This is a genomic window from Klebsiella sp. GB_Kp047, assembly GCF_040065235.1.
In the GTDB taxonomy this organism is placed as follows: Bacteria; Pseudomonadota; Gammaproteobacteria; order Enterobacterales; family Enterobacteriaceae; genus Klebsiella; species Klebsiella quasipneumoniae.
Window position 1 is genome coordinate 237090 of sequence record NZ_JBEAJG010000040.1, and the last position, 21514, is coordinate 258603.

18 protein-coding genes are annotated in these 21514 nt (G+C 59.4%); 11 read left to right on the forward strand and 7 right to left on the reverse strand.

The features are described from left to right. Window positions 1-10: 10 nt before the first annotated feature. Complete coding sequence (locus tag ABLV76_RS20135) at window positions 11-760, reverse strand: SDR family oxidoreductase (RefSeq protein ID WP_023318720.1); 750 nt, start codon at window positions 758-760, stop codon at window positions 11-13. A gap of 255 nt (window positions 761-1015) precedes the next feature. Between ABLV76_RS20135 and ABLV76_RS20140 the strand changes: the two genes are divergently transcribed. Beyond that, window positions 1016-2017: a LacI family DNA-binding transcriptional regulator gene (locus ABLV76_RS20140; protein ID WP_023318719.1), complete on the forward strand. Its 1002-nt coding sequence runs from the start codon at window positions 1016-1018 to the stop codon at window positions 2015-2017. Between the two features lie 21 nt (window positions 2018-2038). Here the strand turns inward: ABLV76_RS20140 and ABLV76_RS20145 are convergent, their stop codons facing one another. Continuing rightward, complete coding sequence (locus ABLV76_RS20145; RefSeq protein ID WP_004201572.1) at window positions 2039-2980, reverse strand: sugar-binding domain-containing protein; 942 nt, start codon at window positions 2978-2980, stop codon at window positions 2039-2041. A 206-nt stretch (window positions 2981-3186) separates the two neighbouring features. Here ABLV76_RS20145 and dalD point away from each other — a divergent pair, with 206 nt between their 5' ends. The 10 genes from dalD (at window position 3187) to ABLV76_RS20195 (ending at window position 14835) form a co-directional block, all read left to right on the forward strand. Next, window positions 3187-4554 (forward strand): D-arabinitol 4-dehydrogenase, encoded by a 1368-nt coding sequence (gene dalD, locus ABLV76_RS20150; protein ID WP_348878437.1) that lies wholly within the window; start codon window positions 3187-3189, stop codon window positions 4552-4554. A gap of 9 nt (window positions 4555-4563) precedes the next feature. After that, the gene (gene xylB, locus ABLV76_RS20155) at window positions 4564-6027 is read left to right on the forward strand and encodes a xylulokinase (protein ID WP_064187894.1); all 1464 of its coding nucleotides are present in this window, start codon (window positions 4564-4566) and stop codon (window positions 6025-6027) included. Between the two features lie 69 nt (window positions 6028-6096). Continuing rightward, entirely contained in the window at window positions 6097-7374 is a 1278-nt protein-coding gene (dalT, locus tag ABLV76_RS20160; RefSeq protein WP_004201568.1) for a D-arabinitol transporter, read from the forward strand. Between the two features lie 49 nt (window positions 7375-7423). After that, entirely contained in the window at window positions 7424-8086 is a 663-nt protein-coding gene (locus ABLV76_RS20165; RefSeq protein WP_348878438.1) for an HAD-IA family hydrolase, read from the forward strand. A gap of 297 nt (window positions 8087-8383) precedes the next feature. Continuing rightward, the gene (locus tag ABLV76_RS20170; protein ID WP_004214749.1) at window positions 8384-9538 is read left to right on the forward strand and encodes a mandelate racemase family protein; all 1155 of its coding nucleotides are present in this window, start codon (window positions 8384-8386) and stop codon (window positions 9536-9538) included. 119 nt (window positions 9539-9657) lie between these two features. Then, complete coding sequence (locus tag ABLV76_RS20175) at window positions 9658-11280, forward strand: ABC transporter substrate-binding protein (protein WP_107334210.1); 1623 nt, start codon at window positions 9658-9660, stop codon at window positions 11278-11280. Further along, window positions 11277-12314: an ABC transporter permease gene (locus ABLV76_RS20180; protein WP_060656119.1), complete on the forward strand. Its 1038-nt coding sequence runs from the start codon at window positions 11277-11279 to the stop codon at window positions 12312-12314. The genes ABLV76_RS20175 and ABLV76_RS20180 overlap by 4 nt, the downstream gene beginning before the upstream one ends. Further along, a complete protein-coding gene (locus ABLV76_RS20185; protein ID WP_265782190.1) occupies window positions 12311-13216 on the forward strand; it encodes an ABC transporter permease in 906 nt (301 codons plus the stop codon). Before ABLV76_RS20180 ends, ABLV76_RS20185 begins: the two co-directional genes overlap by 4 nt. Beyond that, the gene (locus ABLV76_RS20190) at window positions 13188-14051 is read left to right on the forward strand and encodes an ABC transporter ATP-binding protein (RefSeq protein ID WP_004175147.1); all 864 of its coding nucleotides are present in this window, start codon (window positions 13188-13190) and stop codon (window positions 14049-14051) included. The genes ABLV76_RS20185 and ABLV76_RS20190 overlap by 29 nt, the downstream gene beginning before the upstream one ends. A 10-nt stretch (window positions 14052-14061) precedes the next feature. Then, a complete protein-coding gene (locus tag ABLV76_RS20195) occupies window positions 14062-14835 on the forward strand; it encodes an ABC transporter ATP-binding protein (RefSeq protein ID WP_004180550.1) in 774 nt (257 codons plus the stop codon). A 240-nt stretch (window positions 14836-15075) separates the two neighbouring features. On the opposite strand, the gene yegS is transcribed toward ABLV76_RS20195, so the two are convergent. From yegS to ABLV76_RS20220, 5 genes are all read right to left on the reverse strand, one after another. Then, window positions 15076-15972 (reverse strand): lipid kinase YegS, encoded by an 897-nt coding sequence (gene yegS / locus ABLV76_RS20200; protein WP_074384518.1) that lies wholly within the window; start codon window positions 15970-15972, stop codon window positions 15076-15078. Between the two features lie 242 nt (window positions 15973-16214). After that, window positions 16215-17576 (reverse strand): tRNA 5-hydroxyuridine modification protein YegQ, encoded by a 1362-nt coding sequence (gene yegQ, locus ABLV76_RS20205; RefSeq protein ID WP_004201559.1) that lies wholly within the window; start codon window positions 17574-17576, stop codon window positions 16215-16217. Window positions 17577-17894: 318 nt separating this feature from the next. Then, window positions 17895-18617: a two-component system response regulator BaeR gene (gene baeR, locus ABLV76_RS20210; protein ID WP_048325120.1), complete on the reverse strand. Its 723-nt coding sequence runs from the start codon at window positions 18615-18617 to the stop codon at window positions 17895-17897. Further along, complete coding sequence (gene baeS / locus ABLV76_RS20215) at window positions 18614-20101, reverse strand: two-component system sensor histidine kinase BaeS (RefSeq protein WP_048325118.1); 1488 nt, start codon at window positions 20099-20101, stop codon at window positions 18614-18616. Before baeS ends, baeR begins: the two co-directional genes overlap by 4 nt. After that, a complete protein-coding gene (locus tag ABLV76_RS20220) occupies window positions 20098-21513 on the reverse strand; it encodes an MFS transporter (RefSeq protein WP_348878439.1) in 1416 nt (471 codons plus the stop codon). The genes baeS and ABLV76_RS20220 overlap by 4 nt, the downstream gene beginning before the upstream one ends. Window position 21514: the final 1 nt, after the last annotated feature.

Below are 21514 nucleotides of genomic sequence, written 5' to 3' on the forward strand. Positions count from 1 at the left end.
TGGTTACGGGTCAGAGATCCACGCTGTTCGGCAGGATCACAATGTCGCGTACGGTGACGTTTTTCGAACGCGTCACCATAAACAGCACTGACTCCGCCACTTCAATCGGCTGCATCAGACTGCCGTTGGCCAGCGCTTCATCCATTTTGGCTTTTGGCCAGTCGTCCAGCAGCGCGGTCACCACCGGGCCCGGTAGTACGGCGCCGACGCGCACGCCATACTGCGCCACCTGACGACGAGTGGTGTGGACAAACGCCTGCACAGCGAATTTCGACGCGGTATAGACAGGCTCCCAGATCACCGGCACCACGCCCGCGATGGAGCTGGTGAAAATAATATCCCCGGATTGTTGCGCGATCAGATGCGGCAGGACGCTGCGCACGCAGCGGAAGGCGGCGTTGATGTTGAGGTGCAGCACGCGGTCCCAGACGTCCGGGTCGCCCTCGGCCACCGGCCCGCCGATATAGGCGCCGGCGTTGGCGTGGAAGATATCGAGACGCCCGGTAAGCTGCAAAATGCCCTGCAGAAGATTATCGACCTGGTCCGCCTGCATCAGATCCACCTGCAGAGCGAAGGCGTTTTCGCCAAGTTCGGCGACCAGTTTGTTGAGCTTTTCGCCTTCGCGGTCGATTAGCACTACTTTTGCGCCAGCCCCCAGCAGGGTCTTCGCGCACTCGAGGCCGATACCGGACGCCGCGCCAGTGATCGCGGCGACTTTACCGCTGAGGGAAGTATTCATAGAGGAGACGGAGTGGTTCATTTTATAATCCTTTGCCGTGTCTGGTTAAAACTATCGAACCCGAGGGCATCGCGTTCGAGGTTATGGACAAAAACCTGGTAACATATTGAATATCAGCATCATTATTCAGGCTTGCTGGCATGTTAAGGCAGTATGCGCGCGTACTTTCTGGCGTGAAATGGATGCTCAATCGATGAAGCTATGTTGCGCTCGCTTCATCGATTGAGCAAGTGGGGAAATTAACAGCGACATGATTTTGTGACGCAAGTTGGAAAAATGAAGAAGATAACGATTTACGACCTGGCGGAGCTTTCCGGCGTTTCGGCGAGCGCGGTGAGCGCTATCCTCAACGGTAACTGGAAAAAGCGCCGCATCAGCGCAAAGCTTGCCGAGAAGGTGACCCGGATTGCTGAGGAGCAGGGCTATGCGATTAACCGCCAGGCCAGCATGCTGCGCAGTAAAAAATCACACGTCATTGGCATGATTATCCCCAAATACGATAACCGCTACTTCGGTTCCGTCGCTGAACGCTTTGAGGAGATGGCCCGCGAGCGTGGCCTGCTGCCGATTATCACCTGTACGCGCCGAAGCCCGGAGCTGGAGCTCGAAGCGGTAAAAGCGATGCTCTCCTGGCAGGTTGACTGGGTGATCGCGACCGGGGCGACCAATCCGGATAAAATTTCCGCGCTCTGCCAGCAGGCGGGCGTGCCTACGGTCAATCTCGACCTGCCGGGGTCTCTCTCTCCGTCGGTGATTTCGGATAACTACGGCGGTGCGAAAGCGCTGACCCACAAGATCCTCGCTAACAGCGCCCGCCGTCGGGGATCGCTGGCGCCGCTGACCTTCATCGGCGGGCGCAGCAGCGACCATAACACCAGCGAGCGTTTACGCGGTTTCCACGATGCGCATCACGAGCAGGGGCTGAGCGTGCCGCAGGCGAATATTCTGGCTCCCGGCTATTCGAAAGGTCACGTCGAGGACTGCCTGCAGGAGCGGTTTGGCAGCGCGAAGACGCTATTGCAGGGGATATTTGTTAACTCGACGATATCCCTTGAAGGGGTTGTGCGCTGGCTGTCGCAGGTGGGGCTGACCGGCAGCGAGCAGCCGCCGATGGGCTGCTTCGACTGGGATCCGTTTGTCTATCTGCTGGGGCACGATATCGACATGGTGCAGCAGGACGTGCCGGCGATGCTGGACGCTGTTTTTTCGATTATTGACGCCGGCGAAGCCAGCCAGCAGCGGATTGAAATTCCGCCGCGACTGATGAGCAGCAGTTGAGTCGCTGTCTGCTGTTTGCCGTTAGCGCGTCAGCAGCCAGCGAGCGGTATGTTCATCGGTCACCAGGCCGTTGATCCAGCCGCCTTTAAGGGCGGCCAGGATCGCCGGTCGTTTGTATTCTCCACAGGCCGCGGCAATCCGCGGGCAGTGGTTCTGGCGGATATCATAGCTGGTGATCATGCGGTTGATCTCGCTGTCGACCACCTCGCCTTCTGCATCAATAAACCGCCCGAGGATCTCCCCGATGCCGCCGCGGGCGGTCAGCTCATCCATCTGCGCCTGATTGATAAATCCGTCTTTAAAGATCGGGCTTTGCGTGCCCAGCGGACCAATACCGACAAAAATCACGTCCGCCTCCCGGGCGACGCCAGAGACGCTGCGGAATAAGCGATTGGTGCACCACATCTCATACTCATCCGCGGTCTGGGCGTAGCGCGGCGCCGGCCACTGATAGTACTTGGCTTTTATTTTGCTCGTCAGCAGCAGGGGCACGTCATCGTAATAGTTGCACTGCCCGTCGGCGTCCATGGCGCTGATCAGCGCCACGCAGCGGGTATTCAGGCTGTCGAAATCGATGCGCTGCAGCGCTTTTTTCAGGGTCAGGCCCGAGCCCAGACCGATGATTTTCTCTTTATCATCCTGCAGGTAGCGAGCCATCAGCTGATAGCAGCCAAACGATACGCTGTCGAGGGTGCTTTCTTCGCTAAAGGCGGGGACCACATTGCACTCGAGAAGCCGATACTTTTCCTGCAACAACTGCGCATAATCGAGGCAGTTCGCCACTGGATGGTGCAGATTAATCGACACAATCCCTTCTTCTTTCGCGGCGGCGATCAGCCGTTGCACCACCGGTCTGGAGGTGCCCAGCTGGCTGGCAATCTCGCTCTGATTCTGGCCGGCGATGTAGTACATCCATGCGGCACGCACCTTCTGATCCAACCGGATATCGTCTTCTTTACTCATGGTTTCCCGCCCTAAGTTGCTGGCCTGGGCACGCAATTGGCCCGGCGAATACCCGCATTCTCGCCGTGGTTGGCATAACTGGCAAGCTTTTGCTCTCGACTGGTCATTTGTAATTTAATTGGGTAATTGTTCTTTTGTGATCTGTGGCTCTTATTTTGGTCAAATGATCAATTACAGTGGCGCCATCAACTCAAGGAGAGCAGAACATGAACAATCAATTCACATGGCTTCACATTGGTCTGGGTTCTTTTCATCGCGCGCATCAGGCGTGGTATCTGCATCGTCTGATGGCTTCCGGGGATAAGCGCTGGCGCATCGCGGCGGGCAATATCCGCAACGACGCCGAGCAGGTGGTGCAGGCGCTGGCGGCGCAGGGAGGACGTTACGTGCTGGAGACCGTCAGCCCGGAAGGGGAGCGCGAATATGAAGAAATCACCTCTATTCAGAAACTGCTGCCGTGGCAGGCAGGGCTGCAGCCGCTGATTAACGAAGGGGCCAATCCGCAAACAAAAGTTATCGCCTTTACCGTGACGGAAGGGGGGTACTACCTGAACACCCGCCATCAGCTGGAAACCAGCAACCCCGATCTGCAGGCCGACCTGAAAGGCGAATGCAAAACCATTTACGGCACCCTCGCACGAATTCTGGAAAAGCGCATGGCGGACAACGCCGGGCCGCTGACCCTGCTCAACTGCGACAACGTGCGGCATAACGGTGAGCGCTTCCACGACGGGATGGTGGAGTTCCTGCAGCTTACCGGCAAACAGGCGGTGATTGACTGGATGGCCGCGAATACCACCTGTCCGAATACCATGGTGGACCGCATCACCCCGCGTCCGGCGGCCGATCTGCCGGCCCGTATCAAAGCGCAAACCGGCATTGACGATAAGGCGCCGGTAATGGGCGAGACCTTTATCCAGTGGGTGGTGGAGAACAACTTCCGCGATGCCCGCCCAAATCTGGAAGCGGTCGGCGTGGAGATGGTCGAGTCGGTTATCCCCTATGAAGAGGCGAAAATCCGCATCCTGAACGCGTCCCACAGCTGCATTGCCTGGGCGGGGACCTTAATCGGCCAGCAGTATATTCACGAAAGCACGCTCACCGATGCTATCTACGCCATTGCCGACCGCTACGTCACGGAGGATGTCATTCCTTGCCTCGGCGATAACGGCATTGATCTGCCGACCTACCGCGATGTGGTGCTCAAGCGCTTTACCAACCCGCATATCCAGGACACCAACCAGCGCGTTGCCGCCGATGGTTTCTCAAAGATTCCGGCGATGATCGCGCCAACCTTGCAGGAGTGCTATCAGCGCGGCGTCCGTCCGGAAGCGACCGCCATGCTGCCAGCGCTGTTCTTCGTCTTTATGGAGCAGTGGCATAAGGGAACCCTGCCGTATCAGTACCAGGACGGCATCCTGGATGAGCAGGCGGTGCATGAGATGTATGAGGCTCAGGATCCGGTGGCTGTCTTCGCTTGTGATAAAGCCCTGTTTGGCGACCTGGCCGACAACGCGGATTTCCTGGCGCTAATGCGCGAGAAAGTCGCCGCTGTTTACACGCTGATTAAATAAGAGGTGGCTATGTATCTGGGTATCGATCTTGGCACATCGGAAGTCAAAGCGCTGATCATTGATGAGAACAATCAGGTTATCGCCAGCCATAGCGCGCCGCTGAGCATTCAGCGGCCTCATCCGCACTGGTCAGAACAATCGCCGGAGTTATGGTGGGAGGCGACGGAGTACCTGATGGCCACCCTACGGGAAAAATGCGCTCAGCACTGGTCGGCCGTCAAGGCGATTGGCCTCTCCGGACAGATGCACGGCGCGGTGCTGCTGGATGAAAAGGGGGAGACGATCCGTCCGGCCATTCTGTGGAACGACACCCGCTGCGCCGCAGAGTGCGCAGAGCTGGAGGAGATGGCGCCGGAGCTGCATCAGGTGGCGGGCAACCTGGCGATGCCGGGCTTTACCGCGCCGAAGCTGCTGTGGGTGCGTCGTCACGAGCCGCAAAACTTTCAGCGCACCGCCACGGTGCTGCTGCCGAAAGATTATCTGCGCTACCGGATGACCGGGAAGAAAGTCTCCGATATGTCGGACGCCGCCGGAACGCTGTGGCTGGACGTGGCGAAGCGCGACTGGTCCGACTCGCTGCTGGATAAATGCGGCCTGTCGCGCAGCCAGATGCCGATGCTGGTGGAAGGCTGTGAGGTTTCCGCCACCCTTGACCCGCAGGTGGCTGCGCGCTGGGGGCTGAACGCCTCGGTGGTGGTGGCCGGGGGCGGCGGCGATAACGCAGTCAGCGCCATTGGCGTCGGCGCGGTCTCGCCGGGGGACGCGTTTATTTCGCTCGGTACCTCCGGGGTGCTGTTTGTGGTGACCGACGCCTATCGTCCGGCGCCGCAGTCGGCGGTCCATGCGTTTTGTCACGTTCTGCCGAACCTGTGGCATCAGATGAGCGTGATGCTTAGCGCCGCCAGCTGTTTGCAGTGGTTCTGCCGCCTCACCGGTACCACGGAAGTGGCGCTGCTGGCGGAGATTGCCGAGCTAAGCGAGGAGGATAAAGCCAACGCGCCGTTCTTCCTGCCTTATCTCTCCGGGGAAAGAACCCCGCATAACGATCCTGACGCCCGCGGCATCTTCTGGGGCATGACCCACTCCAGCCTGCGTGCCCAGCTCGGCTACGCGGTGCTGGAAGGGGTGAGCTTTGGCATCAATGACGGTCTGCAGGCATTGAAAGAGAGCGGGACGCCGATCGCGCAGTGCTCGCTGGTGGGCGGGGGCGCCCGCAGTCCGTTCTGGGCCCAGCTGCTGGCCGATATTCTCGCTATGCCGGTGGTGACCCACAAAGGCGGAGAGACCGGCGGCGCGCTGGGCGCGGCGCGGCTGGCCTGCCTGGCGACGGGCAAACCCATTGACGCGGTGTGTGAAAAACCGGAAGTCTGGCAGACCTGGCGTGCGGATCCTGTTCGCCACCACACCCTGATGCAACGCTACGCGCAGTTTAAGGCCCTGTATTTAAACGATCTGCACTATCGGCAGCACTGATTTTACCACCACAGCCGCTTCGTTGAACGTCGCGGAGCGGCCACCCTGTACCCTGAAAACGAGGTCATTATGTCTATCAATAATAAACAGTGGCTCGGTTTACCCCTGAACCTGCTCTGGGGATACATCGCCATTGCCGTATTTATGACCGGCGACGGTTTCGAATTAGCTTTTCTCTCGCACTATATCAAAGCGCTCGGCTTCTCTCCGGCGGAGGCCTCCTTTGCCTTTACCCTCTACGGCCTGGCCGCCGCGCTGTCGGCGTGGATTTCCGGCGTGGTGGCGGAAATTATCACCCCGCTGAAAACGATGATGATTGGCTTCGTACTGTGGTGCGTGTTCCACGTGCTGTTCCTCGTTTTCGGCCTCGGTCACGCCAACTATGCGCTGATCCTGCTTTTCTACGGCATCCGCGGCTTCGCCTATCCGCTGTTCCTCTACTCGTTTATCGTGGCGATTGTCCATAACGTCAAAAGCGACAACGCCAGCTCGGCCATCGGTTGGTTCTGGGCGGTCTATTCCATCGGCATCGGGGTCTTCGGCAGCTATATTCCGAGTTTCACCATTCCGCATATTGGCGAAATGGGCACCCTGTGGCTGGCGCTGGCCTTCTGCCTTACCGGGGGGGGGATTGCTCTGGCTTCCCTGCGCCATATTCAAACGCCGCAGCATATGCAGAATCTCACCACCCGTGAGAAGTTTGCCGAGCTGGGACGCGCCGCGACGCTGCTCTATACCAACCGCAATATTCTGCTGTCGAGCATGGTCAGGATCATCAATACCCTCTCGCTGTTCGGGTTTGCGGTGATTATGCCGATGATGTTCGTTGATGAGCTGGGCTTTACCACTTCAGAATGGCTTCAGGTGTGGGCGGTCTTCTTCTTCACCACCATTTTCTCTAACGTGCTGTGGGGGATCCTGGGGGAAAAACTGGGCTGGATGAAGGTGGTGCGCTGGTTCGGCTGCATTGGGATGGCGCTCTCCAGCCTGGCGTTTTACTACATCCCTCAGCACTTTGGCCATAGCTTTGCGATGGCGCTGATCCCCGCCATCGCCCTCGGGATCTTTGTCGCCGCCTTCGTGCCGCTGGCCGCCGTGTTCCCGGCGCTGGAGCCGAAGCACAAAGGCGCGGCGATTTCGGTCTATAACCTGTCGGCGGGGATGTCGAACTTTCTCGCGCCGGCGATTGCCGTGGTGCTGCTGCCGTTCTTCAGCACCATCGGGGTGGTGATCGCCTACACCGCATTGTACGTGGTGGCCTTTTTCCTCTGCGCCTTTATCCGCGTGGAGCAGCCGGGATTTTCCCACAAGGAAGCGACTGCCCGTGAGCAGGTTGAATTCTCTTAAGGTGATGCGGCGGGCATGGGCTCCATGCCAGCCTTAATGAGGTGAACGAATGAGTATGCAGGCGGTTATTTTTGACATGGATGGCGTGATTATTGATTCCGAGGCGCTGTGGCGCCAGGCGCAGATTGACGCCCTTGCGCAGTGGGGAACAACGGCGAGCGTGGCTGAGTGTGAAACCCTGACCAAGGGCAAGCGTCTCGACGAAATCGCCGACACCTGGTGCCGCTATTTTCAGCTTAACCTTGCCCCATCGCTGCTGGAAGAGGCCATATTGCAGCGCATCACCGGCCTGATTGCCGCCGATGGCGAGCCGATGCGTGGGGTGCAGGAGGCGTTAGGCTATTTTCGCGCTGCCGGCTATAAAATTGCGCTCGCCACGTCATCATCCCGCCAGGTTATCGCCGCCGTGCTGAACAAGCTCTCGCTCTGGCACTTTTTTGACGCGATCTCCAGCGCAGATGATGAACCACGCGGCAAACCGCACCCGGCGGTGTACCTCACGACGCTGCGGAAGCTCAATCTCAACGCCAGCCAGTGTCTGGTGATTGAGGATAGCTTTACCGGCTTTTGCGCGGCCCAGTCGGCGGGGATTGCCACGATAGTGATTGCAGAAGATAGCCAGCACGCGCGTTTTCAGGCCGCCGCTGGCCGCTATCAAACCTTACCTGAACTGCTGGAAGCGCTTAGCGCGGAGCTAGCGGCGGCGGTTTAAGTCAGCCATTTGTGGGCGCAGACATTCCCGGGATGTAGCTGGTCGGTTAATCTCTTCTCTGCGCTCACGCCCTTTTTTCTCCTGGTCGATCTGCCTCACATTTCGCTCATCTTTTGTGAAAACAGTCACGTCTTGTTGTGCCAATGCCCAAATTTATGGCCTTGCTTAGCGGTGTTTGTCCGAGGCACTACTACGAAGTTGTGCTTAGATTATATATTGAAACGTATTTTCAATAATGTGAAACCGCTTTGCCGATTTGATTATGTCGATCGGATTTGGCCGTGATAAGGACCGAGCATGAAAATTGAATCTGTGAATGTCACCGTTTTCCAATATCCCACTCGTCGGGTTTCCGACAGCGCCGGGCACTCCCATCCGGGGGGTGAAAGCATGGCCAAAATGGCGATGCTGACCATCACCGCTGATGATGGGGCGCAGGGCTTTTCGTTTGCGCCTCCGGAAGTCGTGCGCCCGTTCGTGGTGAATACTTTTTTTCGCAAAGTGCTGGTGGGACAGGACCCGTTTAACCGTGAGCGTATCTGGCAGGATCTTAACCACTGGCAGCGCGGCAGCGCACATCAGCTAACGGAGCGCGCGCTGTCGTTTGTTGAACAGGCGCTGTGGGACCTGATCGGCCGCAGCCTTAAGATGCCGGTTTATAAGCTGCTCGGCGGCTATCGCGACACTGTCCCGGCTTACGGTAGCACCATGTGCGGCGACGATCTGCCGGGCGGCCTGTCGACCCCGGAAGAGTATGCCGCTTTTGCTGAGAAGCTGGTCGCCCGCGGCTACAAGGCCATCAAGCTGCACACCTGGATGCCGCCAATCTCTTTTGCGCCCAATCCCAAAATGGACATTAAAGCCTGCGCGGCGGTGCGCGAAGCCGTAGGGCCGGATATTGACCTGATGATTGATGGCTATCACTGGTACAGCCGCGCCGAGGCGCTGTGGATCGGCAAAGAGCTGGAAAAACTCAATTTCGCCTGGTTTGAAGAGCCGATGGAGGAGGATTCGATGTCCTCCTATGCGTGGCTGGCGGAAAACCTGTCGATTCCCATCGTCGGGCCGGAGAGCTTCGGCGGCAAGCACCACATGCGCGCCGAATGGGTGAAAGCCGGGGCCTGCGACATTCTGCGCGCCGGCGCTAACGGCGTGGGGGGGATTACACCGACCATGAAGGTGGCGGCGCTGGCGGAATCTTTCGGCATGGATTGCGAAGTCCACGGCAACGGAGCGGCAAGCCTGGCGGTGGTGGGCGCGATCCGCAACTGCCGCTGGTACGAGCGCGGCCTGCTGCATCCGTTCCTCGACTACGATGAACCGGCGGCCTATCTCAACAGCATTGTCGACCCGATGGATGACCAGGGATTTGTGCATTTGTCACAACGTCCGGGTCTCGGTGAAGACATTAATTTTGCGTATATCGAAGCCAATACCGTTAGCCACGACTGATTTAAAAAAATAAATACCCGATGGCGCTGCGCTTATCGAGCCTGCGGCCCGGTAGACCGGATAAGCCGAAAATGCCGCCATCCGGCAACATGTACCCTACAGTACAGGCAAACAGAGATATGAAAAAAACCTCCTTACTGGGAGCGTGTATTCTCGCGCTCGCCATGTCGATGGGGAGCGGGGAGGCGGTGGCGAAAACGCCGCCCGACCAGCTGATCATCGGCATGAATATGAATAACCTGCTCACCCTTGACCCGGCGGCGATGACCGGTAACGAAGTGGTGGGGATCGTGGTCAACCTCTACGACTCGCTGGTGGAGCTTGACCCTGAGCAGCTCACCACCGTCAGGCCCGCGCTGGCGAAATCCTGGGATATCAGCCCCGACGGCAAAACCCTGACCTTTCATCTGCGCGATGACGTTAAGTTTCACTCCGGCAACCCGCTGACCGCCGCCGACGTCGTGTGGTCAATGCGGCGCATCCTGCACCTCAACCTGGCCCAGGCCTCAGTATGGAAATCCTATGGCTTCAGTAAGAAAAATATCGACAGCCAGGTCAGCGCGCCGGACCGCTTCACGGTGCAAATCGTATTACCCAAAGATAACGATCCGCAGCTGGTGATTTACTCGCTGGCGGCGCTGGGCAACCTCGGAGTGCTGGACAGTAAAACGGTGCAAAGCCACCAGCAGGATAACGACTGGGGTAACCGCTGGCTAACCACCCATGAAGCCGGTTCCGGGCCGTTTATCCTCGAAACCTGGCAGGCGAAAGATGTGCTGCGCATGAAGCGCAACCCTGACTACTGGCGCGGCGAGGCGAAAATGAGCCGCGTGGTACTGCGTCATTTCCAGGAGTCGCAAACTCTGCGCCTGATGATCGAAAAAGGCGACCTTGATATTGCCAACAATATGGCGGTTTCCGATATCAACGCCCTGCGCAGCGATCCGCAGCTGACCGTCGATGCGGTGCAGCGCGGCACCATGTACTACGTGGCGATGAGCATGAAAGAGGCGCACTTCGCCAATCCGAAAGTGCGCGAGGCGGTGCGCTATCTGATTGATTACCTGGGTATCAATAAAGCGCTGATGCCGGGCTACGGCGTGCTGCACCAGCGGCCTATCAAAGCGGGAATGCCGTCCACGCTACCCGATCCCGGCTACAGGCTGGATGTGGCGCGGGCGAAAAAGCTGCTGGCGGAAGCGGGATATCCCAACGGCTTTGATACCACGCTGCGGGTACTCTCCGATCAGCCATTTCTTAACATCGCTATCGCCGTGCAGTCGACGCTGATGCAGGCGGGGATTAACGCCAAAATCATCACCGGCACTGGTAACCAGATCTACGGCGCAATGCGCGAGCGTAAATTTGACCTGCTGGTAGGTCGCGGCGGCAGCGGGATGGAGCCGCATCCGCACTCCAGCCTGCGCGCGCTGGTCTATAACCCGGATAACAGCGATAAGGCGCGCCTGACCAACTTCCAGGGCTGGCGTACCGGTTTTTACGACCCGCAACTGAATACGATGATTGACCAGGCCCTGCTGGAACGCGATCCGCAAAAACAGGTGGCTGACTACCAGGCCATCCAGACACGCTACGACCAGCTGGTTCCGGCTTTAATTCCGCTTTCGCAGATGGTTGATTCGGTCGTCGTGCGCAACGAGGTACGGGAGTATCAGCCGCACCCCTCCGCCACCACTTTTCTGCGTGACGTCTATAAAGTCCGCGAAGGAGAGAAAGGATGAGTACCGCAATCCTTGCGCCCGGCTCACGCGGCCGGCGCTTATCAAAACGGCTACTGCAGGTGGTGATTACACTGTTCGGCCTGCTGCTGCTGACCTTTACCATTGGCCGCGTCATGCCCATCGACCCGGTGCTGGCGATTGTCGGCCCGGATGCTGACCAGAGTACCTATCAGCAGGTTTACCAGCAGCTGGGGTTTGATAAATCGCTGACCACCCAGTTTGGCATCTATTTCGTCAACCTGTTGCACGGCGATCTGGGCAACGCGCTGCTGACCGGGAAACCGGTGGTGGACGATATTATCCGCGTCTTCCCGGCCACCATGGAGCTGGCAACGATGGCGATTATTGTCGGCGCGGGTCTTGGTATTCCGCTGGGCGTGTTGGCGGCGGCGCGGCGCAATAGCGTCTCCGATTATGTGGTACGCATTATCAGCCTGGCGGGCTACTCGATGCCGATCTTTTGGGTCGGGATGATGGGGCTGCTGGTGTTCTATGCCTGGCTTGGCTGGGTAGGCGGCGCCGGGAGGGTAGATCTCGGGCTGGATGGTGTGGTGCCGCGCCGCACCGGGCTGATGACCGTTGATGCGCTGCTGGCCGGCAACGGCCAGGTGTTCTGGAACGCCATTAATCATCTGATTCTTCCCGCCTCGCTGCTGGGTTTTCACTCGCTGGCTTATATCAGCCGTATGACCCGCAGCTTTATGCTGGCCCAGCTGTCGCAGGAGTTCATTATTACCGCCCGGGTGAAAGGGCTGACCGAGCGCCAGGTTATCTGGAACCATGCGTTTCGTAACATCCTCGTGCAACTGCTGACGGTGGTGGCGCTGGCCTACGGCGCGCTGCTGGAAGGCGCGGTGCTGATTGAAACCGTCTTCTCATGGCCGGGGTTTGGCTCCTACCTTACCGGAAGCTTGCTGCTGGGCGATATGAATGCGGTGATGGGCTGCGTGCTGCTGGTGGGGGTGATCTTCGTGATGCTCAACCTGCTCTCCGACATGCTGTATCAATTCTTTGACCCGAGGACAAAATCATGACCGTTTCTCTGGATTCGCCGCTTTCGGGTGGTGCGGGCGAAGGCCGTCAGCGGCTGCAACGCGCGGCGGCGCGGGCCGTCGGGTTTATCGGCAAAATGGCGCGCAATCCGCTCACGGCCATCGGCGGAGGAATTATCTTTATGCTGCTGGTGGTGGCTATTTTCGCGCCGCTGATTGCGCCTTATAACCCGCTGGTACAGGACCTGAATAGTGCGCTGGTCGCGCCGAATGCGCAGCACTGGTTCGGCACCGATGAGTTTGGCCGAGATATCTTTAGTCGCCTGGTGTACGGCTCCCGCATCACGCTCTATATCGTGCTGCTGGTCTCGGTGACCGTCGGTCCGCTCGGGCTGCTGCTGGGCGTCAGCGCCGGCTATTTCGGCGGTAAAGTCGATATGGTGCTGATGCGCGTCACCGATATTTTCATCTCCTTCCCGAGTCTGGTTCTGGCGCTGGCGTTTGTCGCCGCCTTAGGGCCGGGGCTGGAGCATGTGGTTATCGCCATCACGCTTACCGCCTGGCCGCCGATAGCCCGTCTGGCGCGCGCCGAAACGCTCTCTCTGCGCCAGGCCGATTTTATCTCCGCCGTGCGTCTGCAGGGCGCTTCATCGTCCCGCGTCCTCTGGCGCCATATCGTGCCGCTGTGTCTGCCCTCGGTCATTATCCGTATCACCATGAATATGGCCGGGATCATTCTGACCGCGGCCGGCCTAGGCTTTCTCGGCCTCGGCGCGCAGCCGCCAGAGCCGGAGTGGGGAGCGATGATCTCCAGCGGGCGCACTTATATGATGGAGTGCTGGTGGGTCGTAACCATTCCGGGGCTGGCGATTTTGATCAATAGCTTAGCGTTCAACTTCTTAGGAGATGGCCTACGTGACATCCTCGATCCCCGTAGTGAATAATGCACCGCTGCTCGACGTGCGCGATTTGTGCGTCGACTTTGTTAACGGTAGCGCGGTGACCCACGCCGTGCGCGGCGTCTCCTTCCAGCTGGGGCATGAGAAGCTGGCTATTGTCGGCGAGTCCGGTTCGGGTAAGTCCACCGTTGGGCGCGCGCTGCTGCAGCTGCATCCGAAAAAGGCCCGCGTCAGCGCCAGCCGGATGCAGTTTGCCGACCTCGATCTGCAGCATCTTAGCGAAGCGCAGATGCGCGGCGTACGCGGCAAACGTATCTCTATGATTATGCAGGACCCGAAATATTCGCTTAATCCGGTGGTCTGCGTGGGTAAGCAAATCGCCGAGGCCTGGCTTACTCATCATCCCGGGCGCAAAGATGAGGCGAAAGCCAGGGCGCTGGAGATGCTGGAGGTGGTGCGTATTCGCCAGCCGGAGCGCGTTTATCAGCTTTATCCGCATGAAATATCCGGCGGACAGGGGCAGCGCATCATGATCGCCATGATGCTGATTACCGACCCGGAGCTGATCATTGCCGATGAGCCCACCTCCGCGCTGGACGTGTCGGTGCGCCTGCAGGTGCTGGGCCTGCTGGATGACCTGGTCCAGTCGCGCGGGCTGGGGCTGATTTTTATCAGCCACGATATCAACCTGGTGCGCAGCTTCTGCGACCGGGTGCTGGTGATGTACGCCGGACGGGTAGTGGAGTCCATCGCCGCTAAAGATCTCGATCACGCCCGTCACCCCTACACTCAGGGATTGATTAACTCGCTGCCGGATATGCAGCATCGTCGCCCGATACTGCCGGTGCTGCAGCGTCAGGCCAGCTGGTTAACGGATTAAGGAGCGGATAATGATTGAAGTTCAACATCTCAACCTCGCGTTTGGCGAGGGGGAGAAGCGTAACCAGGTGCTGTATGACGTCAGTTTCCACGTTAAGCCCGGCGAGATCTACGGTCTGGTAGGAGAGTCCGGTTCCGGTAAAACGACGGTGCTCAAGTGCCTGGCGGGGCTGTTTACCCACTGGCAGGGGGAACTGACCATCGATGCTCAGCCCTTAGGGCATGAAATTAGCCGCGAGCGCTGCCGTCAGGTGCAGATGGTATTTCAGGACCCCTACGGATCGCTGCATCCCCGTCACACCATTGGCGATATCCTCGAAGAGCCGCTGCAGATCCATCGTATCAACGACCGCGACCGGCGGATCAATGTGCTGCTGGATAAAGTTGGCCTCAACCGCGCCTTTCGCGAGCGCTATCCGCATCAGCTCTCCGGCGGGCAGCGGCAGCGCGTGGCGATAGCCAGAGCGCTGATTCTTGAGCCTCAGGTGCTGCTGCTGGATGAGCCGACGTCGGCGCTGGATGTGTCGGTGCAGGCTGAGATCCTTAACCTGCTGGCAGAATTGCAGCGGGAGGCTAAGCTCACTTACCTGATGGTCACCCACGATCTTGGGGTTATTGCCCACTTATGCCAGAAAGTGGCGGTGATGCAGTACGGGAAGATCCTCGAAACCCTGACGGTCGATGCGCTGGTCAGCGGCCAGGCGCAGACGGCCTATACGCAGATGCTGGTTAACGCCAGTCGGCAATATACGCGCGAAATGGCGCGTGAGGTGGCGGAATACTAAGCTTTATGGCGCATTGTCTCACGGCAGATGCGCCCATTCTAATAGGTAACTATTTGATGTTATAGGTTTTTTGTGGTTGTGTGTATCGTCTATTAATGTAAGCGCGTTGTTTGGATCGATATCCTGCCTAGGTTTTTCCTGCAGCCGCAGGTGCCGTTTTACCTTAACATTCAGAGGCTCAATCAACGAACCCGGCTGCTGTATACCAGCCGGGCACCGTCTTTGCTTTGCGAAGCCTGATCAGCGTAGCAGCGGGCAGTCGGGCGGCAGCCGGCAGCGCAGGGCCGCCGGTAACAGCTCCATACGGAAGGTTTTGCCGCTGAGCGGCTCGCCGTCGAGGTTAAACGTCATCTCATGGGGGGCGGTGATCTCAAACCACGAGGAGACGCCGTCGACAATATTCGGCGAGTTTTCCGGATTCGCCAGGGTGCTGAAGAGGGCAGGGATCAGCTCTTCGCCGGTGAAAATGCGCAGATGCAGCAGACCATCGTTAATCAACGCCTCCGGACATAGCTGCTGGCCGCCGCCTGCCTGGCGGCCGTTGCCGATGCCGATGACCAGCGCATCGCCCTGCCAGTGAAAGTTCTCCCCGCGGATCTCGCAGCGGTCCGGCTTCAGGGTATCCATGCGCATCAGGCCGTGGATTAAATAAGAGACACCGCCGAGCGCGGCTTTGAGCTTTTCCGGCGTTTCGGTGGTGATCCGGGTGCCGAACCCGCCGGTCGCCATATTAATAAAGCCGGTCTTATCATTAACCCGGGCGATATCTATCGGCACATCGCGACCGACGATCGCCAGCTTGAGGGCGCTGGCCAGATCCTGTGGAATACCGACGCTGGTGGCGAAGTCGTTGGCCGTGCCCAGCGGTAAAATCCCCAGCGCCATGTTGCTGCCGCGCTCCACCAGCCCGGTCGCCACTTCATTAATCGTGCCGTCGCCGCCGCCGGCGATCACCGTTTCAACGTTCAGCTGCAGGGCTTCATCGATAAACCGCGCGGCATCGCCCTTTTCCCAGGTCACGCGGACGTGAATATCAATCCCTTCATCGCGTAACAGGTTAACCGCTTCGCGTAGCTGCGGTTCATTGGCACCTTTGCCGTTAAGGATCAGTAAGCTGGCAGGAAACGTAGACATCATCAAGGGAACCTTTATTGCTCAATGTTGCATAAAGTGTACCGCATGACGCAAGCGAAGGCCGGAAGAGAGGCAAAAAAATAAGCCCGCGTAAGGGAGATTACGCAGGCTAAGGAGGTGGTTCCTGGTACAACTAGCATTTATGGGTTATGTTTTTCAGCGAAATGGATGATACCTGTTTCGATCGAAACGGTATGTGATCCGATTCTAATATCCTTACATCGTGAAAAAATAACGCAAATTAACTAGTTACCGTGCGGGTTTCTGGTTGTCTGACCAGTAAAGTTGCGCATCAGCAGCGCATACTGCAGGGGCAGGTCGTCCGGCACAGGCAACCATACGGTATAGCCGTCGCCCGGGGCCACCGGCATGGCTTCGCCTTTGCCATTTTCCATGTGCTCGAGGGTGAAGTTGACGTTACCCTGCGGAGTCATCAGTTCAAGGCTGTCGCCAACGCTGAACTTATTTTTGACCGCCACTGCCGCCAGCGGGCCGTTCCGCTCCCCGGTGAATTCGCCGACAAACTGCTGGCGTTCGGAGAGGGAGTAGCCATATTCGTAGTTCTGGTAATCGTCATGGGTATGGCGGCGCAGGAAGCCTTCGGTGTACCCGCGATGGGCCAGCCCCTCAAGGGTTTCCAGCAGGCTGGTATCGAACGGTTTGCCGGCGGCGGCATCATCGATCGCCTTGCGGTAAACCTGGGCGGTGCGCGCGCAGTAGTAGAAGGACTTGGTGCGGCCTTCGATCTTCAGCGAGTGAACGCCCATCTGGGTCAGACGCTCAACGTGGGCGATAGCCCGCAGATCTTTCGAGTTCATGATGTAGGTGCCGTGCTCATCTTCGAAGGCGGTCATGTACTCGCCCGGACGTTTGGCTTCCTCGATCATAAAGACTTTATCGGTCGGCGCGCCAATGCCGAGGGTTGGCTCCACGGTCTGCACCGGAATCGGCTCATATTTGTGAACGATGTTGCCGACGTCGTCCTCTTTACCTTCCGCCACGTTGTATTCCCAGCGGCAGGCGTTGGTGCAGGTTCCCTGATTCGGGTCGCGCTTGTTGATATACCCGGAGAGCAGGCAGCGGCCGGAGTAGGCCATGCACAGCGCGCCGTGGACGAAAATCTCAATTTCCATCTCCGGCACCTGGCGGCGGATCTCTTCGATTTCATCCAGCGACAGTTCACGCGACAGGATCACGCGGGTGAGGCCCATCTGCTGCCAGAATTTGACCGTCGCCCAGTTGACGGCGTTGGCCTGCACCGAAAGATGGATCGGCATATCCGGAAAGTTTTCCCGCACCAGCATGATTAAACCCGGATCGGACATGATCAGCGCGTCCGGACCCATCTCCACCACCGGCTTCAGATCGCGAATAAACGTTTTCAGCTTGGCGTTATGCGGGGCGATGTTGACCACCACATAGAATTTTTTACCCAACGCGTGGGCTTCATTGATGCCGAGCTGCAGATTTTCGTGATTGAATTCGTTGTTACGCACGCGCAGCGAGTAGCGCGGCTGGCCGGCATAAACGGCATCGGCGCCATAGGCGAAAGCGTAACGCATATTCTTCAGCGTTCCCGCCGGGGAAAGGAGTTCTGGTTTAAACATGGTGTTCTCGTTCTGATGACAGGTCAGATTCGCCGCACCCGGTGCGGCGAGTTGGGGAGTGTCCCCACATTAAGGGCGGGCATTGTAGCGCCGCGGCGAAGGGGAGTAAATATCAGATGGGTATCTTTCAGTATGGCTAATTTGTTTGCCATTTTGAACCTGGGCAGTGCTCACACTGACAGCGCTCATAACGCCTGGTGGGATAGACGCTACGGAGTATCCCGGGTTGCGGGGTAAACGCCTTACCCGGGCTACGGATTGCAGAGGGCGGTGGACTTGTAGCCCGGCTAAGCGCAGCGCGAGCCGGGAAAAGGCTCACTACGCCAGCCGACAGGCGTCGGCTTCCCAGCGGTAGCCAACCCCGTACACGGCGCGGATGAACGACTGTTCGGCGTCCAGCGCCTCCAGCTTGCGCCGCAGATTTTTGATGTGGCTGTCAATGGTGCGGTCGGTCACTACCCGATAGTCGTCATACAGATGGTTGAGCAACTGTTCGCGGGAGAAGACCTTCCCCGGCTCCTGGGAGAGGGTTTTCAGCAGCCGAAACTCGGCGGGGGTGAGGTCCAGCAGCTTGTCGCGCCACGAGGCCTGAAAACGGCCCTCGTCGACAATCAGCGGACTCTGCGCGTCCAGCGCCTGCAGGTCGCGCTGCGGCTTGCAGCGGCGGAGAATGGTTTTCACCCGGGCGACCACTTCCCGCGGGCTGTAAGGCTTGCAGATATAGTCGTCGGCGCCAATCTCCAGCCCCAGCAGGCGGTCGATCTCTTCGATTTTCGCCGTCACCATCACCACCGGAACGTCGGAGAAGCGGCGAATTTCGCGGCACAGCGTCAGGCCGTCGGTACCGGGCAGCATCAGATCCAGCAGGATCAGGTGCGGCGGAGTCTGCCGAACGTAGGGCAGGACCCTGTCGCCATGGTTAATCAGCGTAGGCGCATAGCCGGCGGCCTGCAGATAATCAATCAGCAGCTGGCCGAGCTTGGGTTCATCTTCCACGATAAGAATGCGCGGGGTGTTTTCATCTACAGGCAATTCAGTCATACGTCTCTCGGTAAATCATGTTCCAGAGGTAACTCAACTTTAATGCTAACCCCGCCAAAAGGCGAATGGTCGGCACGCAGGGTGCCGCCGTGGGCCGCTACGATATTGAGGCAAATCGCCAGCCCAAGGCCGGAGCCGCCGCTGGCGCGGTTGCGCGATCCTTCTGCCCGGTAAAAGCGCTCGCACAGGCGGGCCAGCTGCTCATCGCTGACGCCGGGGGCGCTGTCGGCGAAGTCGATCACCAGCATCCGTCCGCTGCGGCGGGCGGTGATGTGCAGGCTGCCGCCGCTGTCGGTATAGCGCAGGCTGTTTTCCAGCAGATTGTTAAAGAGCTGCATCAGGCGGTCGCGGTCGCCGAAGATCATCGCCTGCTCCGGGAGCGACACCTGGATGCTCAGCTGCCGGCCGGCGAAGCGCTCGCGAAAAGCGCCTGCAGCTACCTCCAGCAGGGTGATGATATCCAGCGAGGTTTTCTGGTAGGCCAGCGCTCCCTCATCGGACATCGACAGCTGATGGAGATCGTCCACCAGCTTGGTGAGGGTGGCCACTTCAGCCTGCAGAGAGGGAATGGATTCAGGGGTAAAACGCCGGACCCCGTCCTGAATCGCCTCCAGCTCGCCGCGCAGCACCGCCAGCGGGGTACGCAGTTCATGGGAGATATCGGCCATCAGGTCGCGACGCATCTGCTGGTTGCGCTCCAGGGTGCTGGCGAGCTGGTTAAAATCCTGCGCCAGGCGGCCGAGCTCATCGCCGCCGGTCACCGTCACGCGGGTGGAAAAGTCGCCCGCCGCCAGCTTATGGGTGCCTTCCACCAGCCGTTTCACCGGCGCCAGCAGGCCGCGGGCCAGCGGGAAGGTGGCCAGCGCGGCAAGCAGGGTGGCGAGGGCGACAATCAGCCAGCTGGTGCGCTTCTGCTGCCGGTCGAAGTTAATGTCGGTATTGCGGGTTAGCCGCTCCACCGGCGAGGCGATCACTCTGCCTACCTCCACGCCGTTGACCATAATGCTGCGCTGGCTGCCGTCCTCCGGCACACGCTCGCGGGGGCCCACCAGCACCCGGCCAGACTGATCGACCACCCAGAACATGGTGCGCCAGCCGTGGGGCGGCATTTCCGGCCTCGGGCGCGGGCCGTCAGGGGGACCATCCGGCGGCGGCCCATCGGGACCGGCGTCCATCGCCCCCGGCTTCATGGCGTGCCCCGGCGGCGAGCGGTCGTCATTATCCCGTTCGAAGGTGCGCAGCAGCTGGAAGATAAAGCGGTCATTGTTGCGCAGAAACGCCCAGCTGCCGTGCTGGGCATACTGCTCGCTCAGCGCGTCGCTAAGCATGGTTAACCGCTGCTCATTGCCGCGCTTGATGTAATCGATAAACCCGCGTTCGAAACTGATGCGCACCGCCCAGTGCATGCTGATCAGCAGCACGATGCAGGTGGCGAAAATAGCGAGGAACAGCTTGCCGGTAATGCCCGGGCGCCAAAATTTCACGATCCACTCCTGTTGCGTCGACGGATGACGGTATTGCTGCCGACGTCATCCGGTACCCGGGAAAAGATGAGCGCCGGCAGGGCGATGATCGCCGCCATGCTCAGATAGGTATAGAGAAAGACCTGATGGGTGCCGGCGGCGTCGAGGCTCAGATGCTGCTGGCCGTACAGCCCCAGCAGCAGCCCGGCGATGGTCACGCCAATACTCATCGACAGCTGCATCACCATCGACAGCAGGCTGTTGCCGCTGCTGGCCAGATCGTCCGGGAGATCTTTCAGGGTCAGGGTATTCATCGACGAGAAGCGACTGGCGTTGATCATCCCCTGCAGAAACAGGATCAGCGGCAGCGCGTAATACCAGCCCGCCAGGGCGCTAAACATAAACAGCAGGCTGACCGCCGCCAGCCCCAGAGTGCTGGCGACCAGCACCCGACGGTAGCCGAAGCGGTTGACCACCTGGACCACGATCCGCTTCATCCCCATGCTGCCGAGCACCATCGGGATCATCATCAGCCCGGCGTGGAAGGGGCTAAAACCGAGGCCGATCTGCAGGAACACCGGGGTCATAAACGGCAGCATGCCGCTGCCGATGCGCCCGGCGAAGCTGCCGCCGAGGCCAAGGGAGAAGGTGCGGTTGCGAAACAGGTTAAGGCTGAACAGCGCCCGGGCGTTACCGCGGGCGTGCCACAGGTAGAGCAGCAGGGCGGCGAGGCCGACGGCCACCAGTCCCGCCAGCCAGGTGGGGGAAATGCCGAGCCCTTTCTGGCCATCCAGCGCCAGGGTCAGGGTCGCCATCCCGGCCGCCAGCAGCACAAAGCCGGCGAGATCGAAGCGTCGGGTCTGCATGGTGTAGTTGGGCATCAGGCAGAGGGTGGCGATGGCGCCGACGATCCCCACCGGGATGTTAATGAGGAAGATCCAGTGCCAGGAGGCGTACTCCACCAGCACCCCGCCCAGCGCCGGGCCGAGCAGCGGGCCGATCTGGCCCGGCAGGGTAACGAAGGTCATCGCCGCCATGTACTGATCGCGCGGGACGATCTTCATCACCGTCAGGCGACCGACCGGCACCATCATCGCGCCGCCGATACCCTGCAGCACCCGCGCCATCACCAGCTGGTCAAGGGTGCTGGCCTGGGCGCAAAACAGCGATCCAGCGGTAAACAGCACGATGGCGGTAAAGAAAATATTGCGCACCCCGACCCGGTCGGCCAGCCAGCCGCTGGCCGGCAGCATCACCGCCACCGTCAGGACATAGGAGACGATGATCATATGCATATGCAGCGGACTCTCCCCAAGGCTTTTGGCCATCGAGGGGAGGGCGGTGTTGACGATGGTGGTGTCCAGCGACTGCATAAAGAAGCCGAACGCCACTATCCATAGCTGCCAGCGCACGCTGGCCGGGAGGTCTGTCATC

Coding starts and splice junctions, on each gene's coding strand:
- ABLV76_RS20135 (WP_023318720.1), bottom strand. CDS start 760: ATGAACCACTCCGTCTCCTCTATGAATACTTCCCTCAGCGGTAAAGTC.
- ABLV76_RS20140 (WP_023318719.1), top strand. CDS start 1,016: ATGAAGAAGATAACGATTTACGACCTGGCGGAGCTTTCCGGCGTTTCG.
- ABLV76_RS20145 (WP_004201572.1), bottom strand. CDS start 2,980: ATGAGTAAAGAAGACGATATCCGGTTGGATCAGAAGGTGCGTGCCGCA.
- dalD (WP_348878437.1), top strand. CDS start 3,187: ATGAACAATCAATTCACATGGCTTCACATTGGTCTGGGTTCTTTTCAT.
- xylB (WP_064187894.1), top strand. CDS start 4,564: ATGTATCTGGGTATCGATCTTGGCACATCGGAAGTCAAAGCGCTGATC.
- dalT (WP_004201568.1), top strand. CDS start 6,097: ATGTCTATCAATAATAAACAGTGGCTCGGTTTACCCCTGAACCTGCTC.
- ABLV76_RS20165 (WP_348878438.1), top strand. CDS start 7,424: ATGAGTATGCAGGCGGTTATTTTTGACATGGATGGCGTGATTATTGAT.
- ABLV76_RS20170 (WP_004214749.1), top strand. CDS start 8,384: ATGAAAATTGAATCTGTGAATGTCACCGTTTTCCAATATCCCACTCGT.
- ABLV76_RS20175 (WP_107334210.1), top strand. CDS start 9,658: ATGAAAAAAACCTCCTTACTGGGAGCGTGTATTCTCGCGCTCGCCATG.
- ABLV76_RS20180 (WP_060656119.1), top strand. CDS start 11,277: ATGAGTACCGCAATCCTTGCGCCCGGCTCACGCGGCCGGCGCTTATCA.
- ABLV76_RS20185 (WP_265782190.1), top strand. CDS start 12,311: ATGACCGTTTCTCTGGATTCGCCGCTTTCGGGTGGTGCGGGCGAAGGC.
- ABLV76_RS20195 (WP_004180550.1), top strand. CDS start 14,062: ATGATTGAAGTTCAACATCTCAACCTCGCGTTTGGCGAGGGGGAGAAG.
- yegS (WP_074384518.1), bottom strand. CDS start 15,972: ATGATGTCTACGTTTCCTGCCAGCTTACTGATCCTTAACGGCAAAGGT.
- yegQ (WP_004201559.1), bottom strand. CDS start 17,576: ATGTTTAAACCAGAACTCCTTTCCCCGGCGGGAACGCTGAAGAATATG.
- baeR (WP_048325120.1), bottom strand. CDS start 18,617: ATGACTGAATTGCCTGTAGATGAAAACACCCCGCGCATTCTTATCGTG.
- ABLV76_RS20220 (WP_348878439.1), bottom strand. CDS start 21,513: ATGACAGACCTCCCGGCCAGCGTGCGCTGGCAGCTATGGATAGTGGCG.